Genomic DNA, 17,101 nt, shown 5'->3' with positions numbered 1-17,101 from the left:
TCCGATTGTCACTGTTCGACGGCCGATCGGTGGGATCGAAACGCCCGGCGCGACGGCCTCCGGGCCGCACGGAACCCGCGGGCGAGTTCGAGAGCGGCGTCGGCCACGGCCGCGGCGGCATCGCGATGACCCGTACCCGCGGCGGCCGCCGACATCTTCCGCAGCCGCTCCGCGTCGTGCAGCAGTGCCGGCACCTCACGTGCCACCCACTCCGGGTTCACCGCCGAGTCCTCGATGATGAGTCCACCGCCGGCCTCGACGCCGGGTAGCGCATTGAGCCGCTGTTCGCCGTTGCCGTGCGGCAGCGGCACGTAGATCGCGGGCAGACCGGTCGCCGAGACCTCCGCGACGGTCATCGCCCCGGACCGGCACATCACCAGATCGGCTGCGGCGTAGGCGAGATCCATCCGCTTGAGATAGCCGACACCGCGGTACGGCGGCGCGCCGTCGACGATCACCGGATCGATCGAGTTCTTGGGTCCGTACGCGTGCAGGACTCCGACGCCCGCTTCACCAAGAGCCTCGGCCGCCCCCGACACCGCATCGTTGAGACGTTGCGCGCCTTGGGATCCACCGAAGACGAGCAGGGTCGGGGCGTCCTCGTCGAGGCCGAAGTAGTGCCGGGCCTTGGCACGCAGGGCCGGGCGGTCGAGTTCGGTGAGGACACCGCGGACGGGCATGCCGACGACGGTCGCATCGAGTCCCGAGCCGTCGACGGCGGCCAGGACGCGGTCGGCGAACCGGGCGCCCAACTTGTTGGCGATGCCCGCCGAGGCGTTCGCCTCGTGGATGACGATCGGGATGCGGTTGCGTCGCCGCAGGTGCATCTGCGCGGCGAGGTAGGCCGGGACCGACACGTACCCGCCGAAGCCGATGACGACGTCGGCGTCCACGTCGGCGAGCACCCTCCGGGTCGCGGCGACCGAGGACACGAGCCGGCCGGGGGTCTTGGCGAGATCCATCCCGGGCTTGCGCGGCAACGGGACCGGCGGGATCAACCGGAGGTCGTATCCCCGCTCGGGCACCAGGTCGACCTCGAGTCCGCGGTTGGTCCCGAGCGCGGTGACGCGGGCCGTGGGGTCGATACGGGTGATCGCATCGGCCACGGCGAGCGCGGGTTCGATGTGGCCGGCGGTCCCGCCGCCGGCAACGACCACCGACAACGGCCGGCCACCCGGGCCTCCCGTCGTATCAGATTGTGCTGCACCCGAATTCACCGGCGTTGTCACTCCATCTCCAGCCACTGTGCACGTCTGTCCCGCGCAGCGAGATCCGTACCGCGAACACCGGATCAGCGGCGTCCCACACGGCCGTGTGTCGGCCGATCGCGCCCGGGATCGGCGGACCGCGGCGTACGCGGCTGATGCGCGCCCGCCCGCCATCCCGGTGACGCCGAGCGACGTGCACTGCCGGCGCCGGGATACCCGCCACGGTAGTCGACGCCCGCTCGTGTCGACGGCGCAGGTCGGGTGCGGCCACCCGTGGCAGGGCGCCGCGTCGACGCACCGCGTGCGGGTGCCGGTTCGGCGGACTTCGCCCGGTTCCACGGCATCGTGAAACGACCCCGGCTCGGAGCCGGCTCGGCCGGTCGTCCGCGACGGTTCGGCGCCCCGGTTCGTCCGGTCGCCCGAGGCCGTCCCGACGCACCCGGATGTCCGGGCGTCCGGCCGCCCGACGACCGGCGCTGGTCGAGACGATCGCGCAGGGTCTCCGCTCGCGACTGCCGGTAGCCCACCGGTGTCGGGAGCCGCAGTACACGGGCCAGCCGGCCCGGTGTTCCGGCGGTGAGCGCCGCGACTGCCTCCGGCTCGTGTCGTGCGGCGTTGGCCAGGAGACCGAGCATTGCGAGCACGGTCAGGGTCGAGGTACCGCCGGCCGAGATGAGCGGCAGCTGGATACCGGTGACCGGCAGCAGGCCGATCACGTAGCCGATGTTGATGAACGCCTGCGCGAGGATCAGCACGGTGATGGTCGCCGTCATCAGGCGCAGGAACGGATCGGTGGAGCGGTGCGCGATACGGAACCCGATGTAACCCAGCAGGACGAAGAGGAACACCACCAGCAGCCCGCCGAGGAGGCCGAGTTCCTCGCCGATGATGGCGAAGATGAAGTCGTTGTGCGCGTTGGGCAGATAGTTCCACTTGGCGCTCGACTGACCGAGGCCCACACCGAACACTCCGCCGTTGGCCAGGGCATAGGTCGCCTGGCGCGCCTGGTAGCCGGCACCCTGAGGATCGTCGATGCCGCCGAGGAAGCTCATCACGCGCTGCGACCGGTATCCCTCGGCGAGGGCGAGGATCACCGCGAGGATCACACCGGACACGGCGAACGCCGAGAAGACCTTGATCGGCAGACCGGCGAACCAGAGCATCGCGCCGACGATGATCGCGATGGTGATCGTCGTCGAGAGGTTCGGCTCGAGGATGATCAGCACGCAGACCAGCATCGCGACCGGAACCAGCGGGATCAGGAGTTCCTTGATCGACGCGTTGTCACGTCGCCGCGACGCCAGCAGGTGCGCACCCCAGATACACAGCGCCACCTTGACCAGCTCCGAGGGCTGCACCGACACGCCGGAGATGACGAACCAGCGCCGCGCGCCCTGGCTGAGCGTGCCGACACCGGGAATGAGCACCAGCCCGAGCAGCAGGATCGCGATGGCCATCGACGGCGCGGCGAAGCGCCGGAGCAGTCGGACGGGGACCCGCAGCATCAGATAGAAGACGATGAGACCCAGCCCGGCGAAGATGACCTGCGTCGTGAAGAGCCCGTAGGACGATCCCTCTTGCGAGTACCCCTCGACCGACGACGCCGACAGCACCATCACCAGACCGAAGGCCGTCAGCATGAACGCCATCGTGAGGACCAGCTGATATGAGGCCAGCGGTCGGGCCAGGAGGCTCCGGACGGCGTCGATGATCAGCGCCGGCAGCGAGGCGGTGACGGAGGCGGCGGTCGAGGCCGCCGCCGAGACGTCCGCGCCCGGCCTCGACCGTGCCGACGCGCGCTCCGACGCCGTGTTCCGCGCCGCACCGGACGGGTTCTCGCCGTCGGTCACGTCGTCCGTCGCATCGTCGAGGTCGCCGTCGTCCACCGCCGCGGCGTCGACCGCGGTCTTGTCGCTGCTCACGCGACTCACCGCGAGGACGAGGAGGTGCCGGCGATGTCCCGGGCGGCGTGCGCGAACGCGTCACCGCGCCGGCCGTAACCGGCGAACATGTCCAGCGAGGCCGCGGCGGGTGCGAGGAGCACCGCGTCGGGCGTCGGGTCACTCGCTGCGGCGAGCTCCCATGCCTCGGCGACCGCCCGGTCCATCACGGCGACGGCGCTGTCTGACTCCGAGGCTTCTGCCGACGACGAGAATGGTGTCGACGAGAGGACGGGTTCGGTCTGACCCTGGCGATGCACGTTCACCGTGCCATCGTCCCCTGTGAATACTGTGACTGTTGGGACTTCTGGGGCGTGTCGCACGATCGCTTCGACGACCAGGTCACGATCCCGCCCGATGGCGACCACCCCGGCGAGCCGATCGCCGACCGCGGTGAGCATCCCGTCCATCGACGCACCCTTGAGCAGGCCGCCGGCGATCAGCACCACGCGGTCGTAGGCGGCGACCGCCGCCTGGGCGGCATGGGGGTTGGTGGCCTTCGAGTCGTCGACGAAGAGGACGCCGTCGCGGGTCGCCACGACCTCGCCGCGGTGGGCGGCCGGCCGGAAGTCGGTCAGCGCCGCCTCGACGGCGTCGCGCCCGACACCGATCGCGAGGGCGAGTGCGGAGGCGGCGAGGGCATCGGACACACCTGATGGACCGGCCGGATGCACGGCGTCGGCGGGCAGCAGGCGACCGGCACCGAAGGCACGGTCGACGAGATGGCCGTCCTCGACCCCCAGCTGACCGTCCTGCGGCGGGCCGAGAGTGAAGCCGACACGGCGTCCCGCGCCCGGCAGGCCCGACGCGACCGGGTCGTCGAGACCCACGACCGCGATGTCGCCGCGCAGCGCGCCGGCCTTGGCGATCGCGTAGGCGTCGAAGGTGCCGTGCCAGTCGAGGTGGTCCTCGGCGACGTTGAGCACCACCCCCGCGGCCGGGCGGACCGACGGCGCCCAGTGCAGCTGGAACGACGACAACTCGGCGCACAGCACGTCGACGCGGGGCGTCGCCCGCATGGCGTCGAGGACCGGCAGGCCGATGTTGCCGCATGCCGCGCCGGCGCGGCCGGAACGCTCGACGATGTCGGCGAGCATCGAGGTGGTCGTGGTCTTTCCGTTGGTGCCGGTGACGACCAGCCAGGTGCGGGGCTCGCCGAGCAGTCCCGCGGCGTCGACACGCCAGGCCAGTTCGACCTCACCCCACACCGGTATGCCGCCCGCCGCGGCCTGACCGACGAGGTCGTGCGTGGGTGCGAACCCCGGTGACACGATCACGACCGCGGCGTCAGCGGTCCACGACGGGTCCGCGAGCAGATCGGCGATCGCGACCGCCTCCGCACCCTGCGAGAGCAGATCCGCGACCCCCGCCACCGCACGCACGGCCGCTTCCCGGGCGGCGGCCTCGGCGTTCCGCGAGGCGAACCGGTCGTCGGCGAGCACGATGTGGACGTCGCGGGTCACCAGGTACCGGGCCGCGGACATGCCGGCGGTACCCGCCCCGCCGATCACCACGGTCCGGCCGGTCAGCCCCAGCGGGTCGCTGCCCGGCGTGGGGTTCTCGGCGGTGAGCGGATCAGCCATTGGTGGTCAGGAACTCTCCGTAGAACAGGGACAGTCCCAGCGCACAGGCGATGGCCGTGAGCAGCCAGAACCTGATGATCACCGTGGTCTCGGCCCATCCGCCCAGTTCGAAGTGGTGGTGGAAGGGCGCCATTCGAAAGACCCGGCGGCCGGTGGTGCGGAAGAAGGCGATCTGGATGACCACCGACATGATCTCCGCCACGAACAGCGCGCCGATGACGACCGCGAGGAGTTCGGTGCGGGTCGTGATGGACAGACCGGCGAGCATGCCGCCGAGCGCCAGCGAACCGGTGTCACCCATGAAGATCTTGGCCGGTGCGGCGTTCCACCACAGGAAGCCGAGGCACGCACCGCCGCCGGCGACCGCGATGATCGCGAGGTCGAGTGGGTCGCGGACCTGGTAGCACCCGGTCGGGATGTCGCTGGGCGGCTTGGCGCCGCCGGCGCAGGCGTTGACGAACTGGAAGAACGTCACGAGGACATAGGACCCGAGGACCATCGCCATCGAACCGGCGGCCAGGCCGTCGAGTCCGTCGGTGAAGTTCACCGCGTTGGACCAGGCGGCGACCACCAGCCAGCAGAAGATCACGAAGACCACCGAGCCGAGGCCGATGGCGTTGATGTCGCGCACATAGCTGAGGTGGGTGCTGGCCGGGGTGAGGCCGTAGTCGTTGCGGAACTGCAGCACGAGGATGCCGAACAGGATCGCGGCGATGAACTGCCCGATCGACTTGGCGGTCTTGTTCAGTCCCAGGTTGCGGTGCTTGCGGATCTTGATGATGTCGTCGAGGAAGCCGACGATGCCCAGCGCGGTCGCCAGTCCCAGCACGAGCAGACCCGACGCCGTGGGGCCGTTGCCGGCATCGGTGAACAGGCCGACCAGGTGCGAACCGAAGTAACCCGCCCACAGCGCGGCCAGGATCGCGACGCCGCCCATCGACGGTGTGCCGCGCTTGGTCTGATGGCTCTGGGGACCCTCGACCCGGATCTCCTGGCCGAATCCCTGACGGGAGAACACCTTGATGAGCACGGGGGTCAGCAGGATCGACACCGCGATCGCGATCGCACCCGCGAGAAGGATCTGGGTCACCGTGTTGCCCTCGTGTTCGCTCGTCCGTTCCGGGCCACGCTCTTCTCTCCGACTCTGTTCGATGTTCTCGGCCGGCACGCCCTGTCGCGCGCCCTCATGGTGCGGTCCCTTCGTCCGCGGGACCGCCGCTCGTCTCCTCGCGAATCTGCCATCCGCAGCTCGTACCCCAGGCGGTGATCACCGAGTCCAGGTCGGCGCTCGCGGCCGCGAGGAGGATGACATCACCGGCGGCGGGACGCCAATCCGGGTCGGTGTCGACGAGCGCCGCGGCGTCCTCGACCGATTCGACGATGCGCGCCTCGTCACCCCAGGAACCCTCCATGACGGCGCCCTGGTGCAGGGCGCGCACCGATCGGGAGTCGCCCACGCAGAGAGTCTTGTCGACGGCCAACCGGACGGCCAGACGTCCGAGGAGATCGTGTTCGACGACACGCTGATTCTCCGCGCTCCCCTCGGGGGTGGCGACCTCGGCGATGATCGCCCAGGTGCGCGGCCGATCCCCCGCGGCGTCGCCGCGGATCTCCACCGAGCTGCTGCCGCGCATCGCACCGGCGTGCTCGGCGAGCCGACGGATGAGCAGACGTGCGTCGTCGACCGTCACCGGCGTATCCCCGCGGATCACCGTGACGAACGGTCCGGTCATCGATCACCCTCCGCGGCCACCGAGCCGGCGGGTGCGCTCTGCGGGGTCGACGATTCCAGCGCTCGGGCGACGACGTCGCGGTCGTCGAACGGATGCTTCACGCCGTTGATCTCCTGCCCTGCCTCGTGTCCCTTGCCCGCGACGAGCACGATGTCGCCGGGACCCGCCCAGGCGATCGCCTCGGCGATCGCGGCCGCGCGGTCGGCGACCTCGCGTATCGGTTCGGCAGCCACCGGACGTTCGGCGGCGTCGACCGCACGCGCGCCCGCGAGAACCTCGGACCGGATGGCGGCCGGCTCCTCCGACCTCGGATTGTCGTCGGTGACGATGACGAGTTCGGCACCGCGTGCCGCGGCCTCCCCCATCAGCGGGCGCTTGCCCGCGTCGCGGTCTCCGCCGGCACCGATCACGATGGCCACGCGACCGGGTCCCTCGCCGAGCTGACCCCGCAGGGTCGCCAGGACGGCCTCGACGGCGCCGGGTTTGTGGGCGTAGTCGACCAGCGCGAGGAACGGCTGTCCACGATCGACGCGCTGCAGGCGTCCCGGGACACTCACCGACGCGACCGCGTCGAGGGCGGTGGAGATCGGCACCCCCGCGGCATGCGCCACGGCGACGGCCAGCAGGCCGTTCGCCACGTTGTAGCGGCCCGGCAGCGGGATGACGAGAACGTGGTCGCCGTCGGGTTCGGTGAAGGGGGTGTGCGAGGTGCCGTCGCCGACGAGATCCGACGGGCCGGCATGCCAGTGTGCGGGCGTCGCACCGGTCGACACCGTCACCGGCTGCAGGTGCGCCGCCTCCCCCGGCCGACGCGCGAGATCGGCCATCCGCCGACCCCACTCGTCGTCGACGCACACCACGGCGCGCACCGCATGGGTGGGCGACGACGGCACGAACAGCTGAGCCTTGGCGTCGAAGTAGGCGCGCATCGTCCCGTGGAAGTCCAGATGATCCTGCGAGAGATTGGTGAACGCCCCGATCGCGAAGTGGGCGCCGTCGACGCGTCCGAGCGACAGTGCGTGGCTGGACACCTCCATGACGACGACGTCGACGCCGTCCTCGAGCATCGCCGCCAGCAGGGCCTGCAGGGTGGGCGCCTCGGGGGTCGTCAGCGAGCTGGGCTGGGCGACGCCGTTCACGCGGGTCTCGACGGTCCCGATGAGTCCCACCGAATGACCGGCGGCGAGCAGGGCCGCCTCGACGAGATACGACGTGGTGGTCTTGCCCGACGTTCCGGTGATCCCGATCAGCTTGAGCCGCTGCGAGGGATTGCCGTACACGCGGGCGCTCACGGTGCCGAGCACGGTCCGCGGGGCCGGGTGGATGAGCACCGCGACGGCGGTCTCGGGCGGCAGGACGCGGCTGAGTTCGACCCGGCCGGCCGGGTCGGTGAGGATCGCGGTCGCACCCGCGGCGACCGCCTGGTCGGCGAAACGCGCACCGTGGGTGGCCGCTCCGGGCAGTGCCGCGAACAGGTCGCCCGGCTGCACGTCCTGGGCGCGCAGGGTCACGCCCTGCACGCTGGTGTCGCGGTCGGCGCCGCCGACGAGGTCGAGCCGGGCGCCGGTGGCCGTCGACAGGACGGTCGTCGATGTCGGTGCGACCTCACGCGGACGACCGGGGAGCTTCTTGCCCTTGCGCCTACCGGCCGACCCCTTGCCCGTGGAACCACGAGACGTCATGAGTTCGCCTCCTCGGTTCTTCCTGTCGGTGTACGTGCAGTCTGTCGGTCGGTGGTCGTGATCGGCGCAGAATTGCACTCACGATACCGACCGGGGATCGGCGATCGGGACGCGGTGCGCCGACCATGGCGGTCGTGATCAGTTGGCGGTGAGGGTCAGCCTCGGCGCCGGCGCGGAGAGCGGGACCTGGGCGCGTTGCAGCATCCACGACGCGATGGTCGAGAAGAGCGGACCGGCGGACTGTCCCCCGGAGCCGTCGGAGCTGCGCCGCGGGTTGTCGAGCATGATCCCGATGACGTAGCGGGGGGCGTCGGCCGGGGCGATCCCGGCGAACGTGATGTTGTACCGCGAGTTCGAGTAGCAGCCACAGGACGGATCGACCTGCTGGGCGGTGCCGGTCTTGCCGGAGACCTGATAACCGCTGACGGCGGCCTTGGTACCGGTACCCATCTGCACGCCCATCGGATCGTCCTGCACCACCGAACGGAACATGTCGCGAACGGTCCGCGCGGTCTGCTCGCTGACGACCCGCACCGGCTCCGGACGGGCACGCCCCTCCCGGGTACTGCCATCGCGCTCCTCGGAGACGAGGATGCGCGGCGGGACACGCAGACCGTCGTTGGCGATCGCCTGGTACATCGCGGTCATCTGCAGCAGCGTCATCGAAAGCCCCTGGCCGATGGGCAGATTCGCGAACGAACCGCCCGACCACTGACTCAGGGCGGGAACCTCTCCGGCACTCTCCGCCGGGAGTCCGACACCGGTGCGCTGGCCGAGTCCGAATCGCTTGAGCATGTCGGCGAAACGTTCCTCGCCGATCCGCTTCGCGAGCATCAGCGTGCCCACGTTCGACGACTTCCCGAAGATGCCGGTGGTCGTGTACGGCTCGACACCGTGCGGCCAGGCGTCCCGGACGGTGACACCGGACATCTGGATGCTGCCGGGCACCTGGTGGACGGTGTCCGGCCGGGTGAGGCCGTACTCGATTGCGGCCGAGGCCGCGACGAGCTTGTTGACCGAGCCGGGCTCGAACGGGGAGGTGACCGACGGGTTGCCGAGTTCGGCCTTCGGCTGATCCGACAGCGGCAGCGAGGCGTTGAACGTGCCGTCGTTGGCCATCGCCAGCACCTCGCCGGTCTCGGCGTCGAGCACCACCGCCGAGGCGGCGCGTGCACCGGATGCCTGTTTGGCCTTGATGACCTGGCTCTGGACGAACCACTGGGTGTCGGAGTCCAGGGTCAGACGAACGGTGGAACCGTTGATCGCCGGGTGCACGTTGCGCGTGCTGCCCGGGATGATCGCGCCGTCCGATCCGCGGTCATAGGTACGGGAACCGTCGCTGCCGGAGAGGATCGCGTCGAGTGAGGCCTCGAGACCGATGAGGCCGTTGCCGTCGTAGTTGACATCGCCGATGACGTTGGCCGCCAGGGAGCCTCCGGGGTAGAGCCGAATGCTCTCCGGGTCGGCGCCGACCTCCGGGAACTCCTCGGTGATGCGCTTGGCGACGTCCGGGCTGACCGCCCGCGCCAGGTACACGAAGGGCTCGTCGCCGGTCACCTTCCCGAGTAGGTCCTCTTCGCTGATCGAACCGCCGAGTGCGACCGACACGCCCTTGGCGATCTCTTTGAGCCGCTCGTCGACACCGGGCAGTTCGGCGTTCTTGCGGTGTTCCTCCTCGATCGACTTGCGAACCGCCTTGGGCAGGAACGTCAGTGACCGGGCCTCGTCCGTGTAGGCCAGCGGACGTCCGTTGCGATCGAGGATGGAACCCCGCTTGGCCGTGAGGACCTGGGTGTACTCGCGTTGCTGGGCGGCCTCGGCCGAGATGGACCCGGCCTGGACGGTGTGGACGACGATCATCTTGGCCGCCACCGCGAGGACCACGAGCAGCACGACGACACCGGCCACCCGCGTCCGGAAACCGAAGCTGTGCAGCCCCCCGCCCTTGCGCGGGCCGCCCTTGCCCGGCCCGCGGCCACGCGGGCCGCCGGCGGCGCTCGATCCCCGGCCCGGACGAAGTCCCGGGCCAGACGGCCCATGGCCCGGACGAGGTCCCGGGCCAGACGGCCCGTGGCCCGGACGACGTCCCGGGCGAGACGGCCCGTGGCCGAGTCGCTCGAAGGTCGCACGTGTCATGGTCGTCAATTGTTCACCGCTTCAAGGTCGTGACAGGGATTTGGCATCGGCGGGTTGCAGATCGATGGGAGCACTGTGACGGCCCCCACGGCCGGCGAGCACCTCACGTACGGGGCACGACATTCGGTGCCGGGACCGGTGTCGAGGGCGACGGCTGAGGTGTTGTCCCCGGGTCGGTCGGCGTCGACGGACCCTCTCCCTGACCAGGTGTCGCCGATGGATTCGGTTGGGCCGGATCGGGTTGCGTCGGGCTCGGTTGCGTCGGGCTCTGCTGCGCAGGCGGGTTGGGTGTGCCGGCGGCACCACCGCCGAGCCCGATCGAGTCGTCCACCTTGCGCGGATCGATGGTCTCGGTGGGGTCGGGCTTCGGCTCGGGGTTGAGATCGGCCATCGGCTTCCCCGATGCCGGTGCCGGCTTCCCGACTATACGGGGCCGTCGCGGATCGTCGACGATCATCCGCGCCGGATTGTCCGCCGGGATCATGCCGAGACGCGTTGCCTCCCGGGACAGTTCGGGAGCAGAGTTGCCGGATTCGTAGCTTCGCTTCAGCGCATCCCGCTGATCGATGAGCGACTGGTTCTCCGTCCGCTCGATGCCGAGCTTGTAGGAGTCCTGGGCCGACTTGGTGGACAGCCACAGGCTCAGACCGAGACCCAGGACGAGCAACGCGATCACCGGGACCACGAAAGGTGTGTGCTGCAACCGTTCCCGGAACGAGACGCCGGACATCGACAGGCCACCACGGACCGCGCGGGGCGCGCTCGTCCCGGCCGCCATACGCTTGTGACGGCGATCCAGCGCGCGCTGGGCCGCCCGCGAGCGCGTCGCCCGCTCGGATTCGATGCGCGCCCTCCGCGACCGCCGGGTGTCGCGTTCCTCCTCGGAACGTCCGGTGTCGGAACGCCTGCCGCCGGAACGTCCGGAGCCGGGACGATTGGGGGCCTCGTGCAGGATCGTCATGATCAGCCCTTCTTCTCGACTCTTTCGACCGCCCGGACTCGCACCGGTGCCGATCGCGGATTGGTGGTCAGTTCTTCGTCGTCGGGACGCTCGGCGCCGCGGGTCAGGTGGCGGAACTCCGCGGCGGTTCCCGGCAGCTCGACGGGCAGACCAGGCGGCGAGGTCGAGGTCGTGCGAGCGGCGAACTCCCGCTTGACGATTCGGTCCTCGAGCGACTGGTAGCTCATCACCGCGACGCGTCCGCCGACCGTGAGCACGGAGAGTGCCGTCGGCAACGCCTCGCGGAGGACGTCGAGCTCGTGGTTGACCTCGATGCGCAACGCCTGGAAGGTCCGCTTCGCCGGGTGACCACCCGTGCGCCGCGTCGCCGCCGGGATGGTGGCGTAGAGCAGTTCGACGAGGCGTGCGCTGGTGGTGAACGGTTCCTTCTCCCGCTCGCGCAGCACCGCCGAGGCGATCTTGCCGGCGAAGCGCTCCTCCCCGTATTCGGAGAGGACCCGGGCCAATTCGCCGTGGCTGTAAGTGTTGAGCACGTCCGCTGCGGTGAGCGGGTCGTCGGGGTTCATCCGCATGTCCAGCGGGGCGTCCACCGAGTAGGCGAATCCCCGGCCGGCCTGGTCGAGTTGCATCGACGAGACACCGAGGTCGAACAGGGCGGCGTCGATGGATTCCTCACCGGCATCGGCTAGGACATCGGCGATCTCGTGGAAGGTGGCCTGGTGCAGCGAGATCCGGTCCGCGTGTGGTTCGAGCCTGCGTCGCGCGATCTCCAGGGCCGAGGCGTCGCGGTCGATGCCGACGAGGTGCACGTTCGGGAACGTGTTCAGGATGAGTTCGCTGTGTCCGCCGGCACCGAGCGTCGCATCGAGGAACACGCGTCGGTCTTCGGATTCCAGTGCCGGGGTGAGCAATTCGACGATCCGCCGGCCCATGACCGGGATGTGGCCGAACTCGCCGGAGCGGCGAGTGTCGTCACCAGTGTCATCCACGGAGGGCCCCCATCGGCGTGTCGGCCATGTCGGTCGGCAGAGTCGGCGTTTCGGTGCGAAAGGACTTGTCGGAGGAGTGTCGTGTCGCGGACGGTGGACTCTCGCCTCGTGCCGCGCCCGGATGGAGCGAGGTCCCGACCCGATCACGCACCTGGCGTTGGGGAAGTACGCCAGGGTCGGACCGGATCGGGGCCTCGTGCCACCCGAAGCCCGTGCACCGCTTCCGCCTCGTCCCCTCTCGGCTACAAGACCGCGTTCAGCGCGGCCGAGTTCGCCGCCGAGAAGTTCTCCTCGTGCTGCGACTGGTACTCGTCCCATGCGGCCGAATCCCAGATCTCGAGGTGATCGAAGCTGCCGAACACCACGCATTCCTTGGACAGTCCCGCGTAGACGCGATGGTCGGAGGACAGGCTGATCCTGCCCTGGCCGTCCGGTCGCTGTTCTTCCGAACCGGCGAAGAACGTCCGCTGAAACGCACGCAGGTCAGGGTCGTTGCGTGACGCCTCGACGATCCTCGCCGCGATCGCGTCGAACTCTTCGGTCCGGTACACCGACAAGCTGTGGTCTTGGCCTTTGGTGACCACTACCCCTCCTGCCAGTGCGTCGCGGAACTTGGCGGGCAACGTGAGTCGCCCCTTGTCGTCCAATTTCGGCGTGTAGGTGCCGACAAATCGCACGGACATGTCGACACCTCCTGCCCCTGGGTTCCACGCTCCGGATCGCCTCACCCAGTGATGCCACAGTACCCCACTTTCCTCCACTTTCCACCCCAGAGGCCCACACCAGCGCCCACGATCAGCAAATTCGCAGTTCAGGCACGCTAAATATTTGGAGCTACCTGCGTGTCCACGGCGATCCCCGTCCGCTGGACGTCGGTCAGGCGTGTGACAGACGCGTTGGATGAGGCGCCAGATACCCGTGCGACCTGCGTCTCCGCGCCGGTGGGGCAAGGTGGGGTGCCCGGGTGGGGGAAAGTGGGGCCTCCCTGTGGGGGAAGGTGGGGAACCCCGGTTGGAGGAAGGGCCGGGAGTGGGTCACGGCGGGGAGAGCCGAGGGGAGGACAGACAAAAGAGCCGCGCACCCCGTGGGGTGCGCGGCTCTTCTACGAGTTGTTCCCGTCAGGCCGGCGGAAACCTACTCCTGCTCGAACCGACGGTTGAATCGTTCTTCCATCCGCTCCGACAGCTTGCGCTTGGAGCCCGATGACCCGGACTGTTTCTTGCCTCCCCCGCGTGGCGAGGACGTCGCGGAGTCGCCGAGGTCGTCACCCCAGAGGGCGAAGAGTCCGGCACCGAACATCACCAGGAAACCCAGGAGGCTGACGATCGGAAATCCTCCGATGTCGATCTTGACGATGAGACCGCCGACGAGCATCACGAGGCCGACGACGAAGATCGCCACCGCCTGTAGGCGACGACGGCCACTCGACTTGCCCAGCCGACGACGCTTGACACTGGACGCAAACTTGGGGTCTTCCGCGTACAGAGCGCTCTCGATCTGTTCGAGCATGCGTTGCTCGTGCTCCGAAAGTGGCACCGACCCTCCTTCTCCCTGATCCGCGACGCCGACGACGGTCAACCACGACCAGTGAGGCGTCTGCGCCTTATTCTCCCATGATACGAGGTGAAATCTGCCGCGACCACCATTACTCGCTGTTGCAGCGCCGGATGCACATACCGGTACGACAACGGAACGCCGAAAGTGTGTCCGGCCTCACGCTGTTCGCCCGATTTGGGGGTCCTCTGTCCCGAATTTGCCTTGCTCGTAAGCGATGACCAGGGTTTCGACCCGACGAAGGAAGTCGAGGACGAGGAGTCGCATGCCGGCGACACTGTCGGGGTCGAGCGTTCGGATGATCCCCGACTCGATCTTCATCCGCACGGGCGACAGCGCGGCGAAGCGCGCCGCCAGCGGCGCGAGTTCAGGGGCGACCACACCTATCCGGGTCCAGGCGTTCGACGTCTTACGGCGAGCGGGACCGATCGGTTCACCGATCGCGAGCGCGGCTCCGGCGGCACGGAGCGCGGCAAGATAGAACTGACGAAATCGCTCGGCGTTGTCCTCGACCCCGTCGGCGTTGTCGAGTAGGAGATGTGCGCGCTGGAGGAGGTCGCGCGCGCGGCCGACCATCACCGGGTCGACGGGGGCGGACCGGCGGGATGTGGGCCGACCGGGCATGGCATCCTCCTCACTCGCGGACGACGGTGGCCGGTGGCAGACGCTTCCCTCGTCCGCCACCGGACCGTCATGTCGTCGGGATGAACGCGAACAGCTTGCGGAGGCACATTCATCGAACACCCGTTCGACACGTTCAATATAGCTAGCGGCACGCGTCTCTTCAAGGCGTGGGTCCGCGACCCGCACCCTTCTACAACACCGCGTCCCGCGACCCGATTCCGCCGAGTCCGCCGCACCGAGAGGACAGTCACACCAGATGGTCGGAGAACGCTTGGCCGGGTCGGTGCGGGCCCGCACGGCGAGCCGGAAGACGACCCGCCGGTGACCGTCCGCCTGGTGAACCTCAGTGGTCAGGACTCCCGCGTGTGGCTGGAGCCCGCGCTCGACGTCTACGTGACCGCGATGGGATATCCCCGTGGGACCGAGGTGCACCGAGCCGCCCTCTGGCGCGAGCACATCGCCCGGCCGGGCTGGCGCGCGATCGGCGCGATCGCCTCGCTGCCCCCGCACGAGGCGCAGGCGATGTCGACCGCCCGGCGTCGGGTCGGAACGCCCGTCGGCTCAGGTCCCGACGACGTTCTCGTGGGCATCGCCTACGGGTACACGGGGGCGACCGGCCAGTGGTGGAATCAGCAACTCCGGCTCGGGCTGCGGCAGACCGGGCGCTCGCCCGCGGAGATCGAGATGATCGCCCGCGACTACTTCGAGCTGACCGAACTGCACGTACACCCGACCGCACAGGGACGCGGCATCGGCCAGTTGCTGCTCGCACGCCTACTCGCCGACCGGCCCGAACGCCACGTCCTGCTGTCGACCCCGGAGATCCCGGCCGAGCAGAACCGCGCGTGGTCGCTGTACCGGCGGATGGGGTTCTCCGACGTGCTCCGGCATTTCACGTTCACCGGCGACCCGCGGCCGTTCGCATTCCTGGGCCGTCCGCTCCCCCTGGAACTCCAACCGCCGTCGGCTGGTCCAGCACGACCCGCAGGATAAAGGACATGGCACACCCGGAAACGATCGCGCACGGCACAGGGCCCGCATGAGCGGGCACGGCGAGCGGCGCGACGCGGTGATCGTCGGCGCCGGTCACAACGGCCTGATCGCCGCGGCGTATCTCGCGCAGGCCGGACGGGACGTCGAGGTGCTCGAACGCGACGAGATCCCCGGCGGCGCCGTGTCGACCGTCGAGCGCTTCCCCGGTCATCGGATCGATCGCGGTTCCTCGGCGCACCTGATGATCCGGCACTCCCCCGTCCTCGACGACCTCGACCTCGCCGCGCACGGACTGCGCTACGTCGACTGCGACCCCTGGGCTTTCGTCCCGGCGACCGCGACCGCACCGGCGATCGTCTTCCGCACCGACCTGGAGGCCACCTGCGCCTCCATCGAACGGGCCTGTGGCGCGAAGGATGCCGCGGCGTACCGACAGTTCGTCGAGACGTGGACGCCGCGGTCGGCGGCCGTCATGGACGCGTTCTACCGGCCGGCGACCATGCGGCAGTTCGGCCGGGCGTTCAGAGGTCTCGGTTCGACCGCCAGCACCGAACGCACCGGCCTCATCGGACGCCGCAGCGGCGCGATGATGAACCTGACCGCCGAGCTCATGGCCTCGGGCGACTCACTCCTCGACCGCTATTTCGACTCCGAACAGCTCAAGGCGGGACTCGCCTGGTTCGGCGCCCAGTCGGGACCGCCGATGAATGCACCCGGTAGCGCTCCGATGGTCGGGTTCGCCGCGCTGATGCACCGCATCCCGCCCGGCCGGGCGATCGGTGGCAGCGGCGCGTTGACCGACGCGCTCGTCCACCGCATCGAGGCCGACGGTGGGCGGATCGCGTGCGGGGACCCGGCCGTCTCGATCACCCGGTGCGGGAACCACTGGCGGGTGCAGATCGCATCCGGCGAACGTCGGTGCGCGCCGACGGTGATCAACGCCTGCCACGTGCTGACGACCCTGGACATGTTGGCCGCGGGCGGTTTCGACGCCGGGACCCTCGACCGCTGGCGACGGGACATCGTGGTCGGCAGCGGGATCGGGATGGCGGTGCGCCTCGGTACGACGGCACTGCCCGCCTATCGCGACCTCCCCGACGACCTGCCCGCGCACGGCGTCCACTCGGCCCTCGGGCTGCTGGTCACCGATCGCGCGCACCTGGTCGGCGCGCATGCGGCAGCGGCGGTCGGCGCACTGCCGCCGCGGCCCGCCGTCGTTGCGATGAGCTTCTCGGCGATCGATCCCACCCTCGCCCCGGAGGGTCGGCACGCGATCAACCTGTGGGCGCAGTGGCATCCGTATCGGCTCGCCGAGGGCGACTGGTCGACACTGGGCGCGCAGGCCGCAGCGGCGGTCTGCGCCGAGGTGGACCGTCACGCACCGGGTTTCGCGGAGTCGATCGCCCATCGTCATGTGCAGACCCCGGAGGACCTCGAATCCGAACTGGGCCTGATCGGCGGCAACATCATGCACGTGGAGATGTCGATCGACCAGATGTTCATGTGGCGTCCGACCCCGGACCTGGCGGGCCACCGTGTCCCCGGTGCCGACGGTCTCCTCCTGGCAGGTGCGTCGACACATCCCGGTGGCGGGGTGACCGGTGCGAGTGGATACATCGCCGGCCACGCCGCACTGCGTCGGAGACGTTTGTTCGGCTGAGCGTCGGAGACGTTTGTTCGGCTGAGCGTCGGAGACGT

General features: G+C 69.6%; 14 protein-coding genes. 2 read left to right on the top strand and 12 right to left on the bottom strand.

The genetic code is table 11. The features are described from left to right. Positions 1-8: 8 nt before the first annotated feature. The 12 genes from murG to BPODLACK_RS03700 form a co-directional block, all read right to left on the bottom strand. On the bottom strand, positions 9-1,217 hold the full coding sequence (gene murG, locus BPODLACK_RS03755) for an undecaprenyldiphospho-muramoylpentapeptide beta-N-acetylglucosaminyltransferase (protein WP_159404756.1): 1,209 nt from the start codon (positions 1,215-1,217) through the stop codon (positions 9-11). A gap of 74 nt (positions 1,218-1,291) precedes the next feature. Continuing rightward, entirely contained in the window at positions 1,292-3,139 is a 1,848-nt protein-coding gene (ftsW, locus tag BPODLACK_RS03750; RefSeq protein ID WP_159404755.1) for a putative lipid II flippase FtsW, read from the bottom strand. Then, the gene (murD, locus tag BPODLACK_RS03745; protein WP_159404754.1) at positions 3,136-4,731 is read right to left on the bottom strand and encodes a UDP-N-acetylmuramoyl-L-alanine--D-glutamate ligase; all 1,596 of its coding nucleotides are present in this window, start codon (positions 4,729-4,731) and stop codon (positions 3,136-3,138) included. The genes ftsW and murD overlap by 4 nt, the downstream gene beginning before the upstream one ends. Continuing rightward, positions 4,724-5,821: a phospho-N-acetylmuramoyl-pentapeptide-transferase gene (gene mraY, locus BPODLACK_RS03740; protein WP_024500378.1), complete on the bottom strand. Its 1,098-nt coding sequence runs from the start codon at positions 5,819-5,821 to the stop codon at positions 4,724-4,726. The genes murD and mraY overlap by 8 nt, the downstream gene beginning before the upstream one ends. A gap of 94 nt (positions 5,822-5,915) precedes the next feature. Then, positions 5,916-6,464, bottom strand: a complete 549-nt coding sequence (locus BPODLACK_RS03735; RefSeq protein WP_159404753.1) for a UDP-N-acetylmuramoyl-tripeptide--D-alanyl-D-alanine ligase — start codon at positions 6,462-6,464, stop codon at positions 5,916-5,918. Then, positions 6,461-8,146, bottom strand: coding sequence for a UDP-N-acetylmuramoyl-L-alanyl-D-glutamate--2,6-diaminopimelate ligase (locus BPODLACK_RS03730; protein ID WP_159404752.1), 1,686 nt, complete (start codon positions 8,144-8,146; stop codon positions 6,461-6,463). The genes BPODLACK_RS03735 and BPODLACK_RS03730 overlap by 4 nt, the downstream gene beginning before the upstream one ends. Before the next feature lie 138 nt (positions 8,147-8,284). After that, positions 8,285-10,282 (bottom strand): peptidoglycan D,D-transpeptidase FtsI family protein, encoded by a 1,998-nt coding sequence (locus tag BPODLACK_RS03725; protein ID WP_159404751.1) that lies wholly within the window; start codon positions 10,280-10,282, stop codon positions 8,285-8,287. Positions 10,283-10,385: 103 nt separating this feature from the next. Then, positions 10,386-11,243, bottom strand: a complete 858-nt coding sequence (locus BPODLACK_RS03720) for a hypothetical protein (RefSeq protein ID WP_159404750.1) — start codon at positions 11,241-11,243, stop codon at positions 10,386-10,388. 2 nt (positions 11,244-11,245) lie between these two features. Continuing rightward, complete coding sequence (rsmH, locus tag BPODLACK_RS03715) at positions 11,246-12,232, bottom strand: 16S rRNA (cytosine(1402)-N(4))-methyltransferase RsmH (RefSeq protein WP_159404749.1); 987 nt, start codon at positions 12,230-12,232, stop codon at positions 11,246-11,248. 242 nt (positions 12,233-12,474) lie between these two features. Further along, the gene (mraZ, locus tag BPODLACK_RS03710; protein ID WP_006434990.1) at positions 12,475-12,915 is read right to left on the bottom strand and encodes a division/cell wall cluster transcriptional repressor MraZ; all 441 of its coding nucleotides are present in this window, start codon (positions 12,913-12,915) and stop codon (positions 12,475-12,477) included. Positions 12,916-13,366: 451 nt separating this feature from the next. Then, complete coding sequence (locus BPODLACK_RS03705) at positions 13,367-13,768, bottom strand: DUF3040 domain-containing protein (RefSeq protein WP_006434989.1); 402 nt, start codon at positions 13,766-13,768, stop codon at positions 13,367-13,369. Positions 13,769-13,945: 177 nt separating this feature from the next. Beyond that, positions 13,946-14,410 carry an SAV_6107 family HEPN domain-containing protein gene (locus BPODLACK_RS03700; protein WP_159404748.1) on the bottom strand — a complete coding sequence of 155 codons (465 nt, stop codon included), beginning with the start codon at positions 14,408-14,410 and terminating at the stop codon, positions 13,946-13,948. Between the two features lie 321 nt (positions 14,411-14,731). Between BPODLACK_RS03700 and BPODLACK_RS03695 the strand changes: the two genes are divergently transcribed. Then, a complete protein-coding gene (locus BPODLACK_RS03695) occupies positions 14,732-15,403 on the top strand; it encodes a GNAT family N-acetyltransferase (RefSeq protein WP_159404747.1) in 672 nt (223 codons plus the stop codon). A gap of 46 nt (positions 15,404-15,449) precedes the next feature. Continuing rightward, entirely contained in the window at positions 15,450-17,063 is a 1,614-nt protein-coding gene (locus BPODLACK_RS03690; RefSeq protein ID WP_159404746.1) for a phytoene desaturase family protein, read from the top strand. Positions 17,064-17,101: the final 38 nt, after the last annotated feature.

It is taken from the genome of Gordonia sp. YY1, assembly GCF_009872315.1.
Lineage (GTDB): Bacteria > Actinomycetota > Actinomycetes > Mycobacteriales > Mycobacteriaceae > Gordonia > Gordonia amicalis.
Note: the sequence above shows the minus strand (reverse complement) of the source record. Positions and strands in the feature narration are given on the sequence as shown.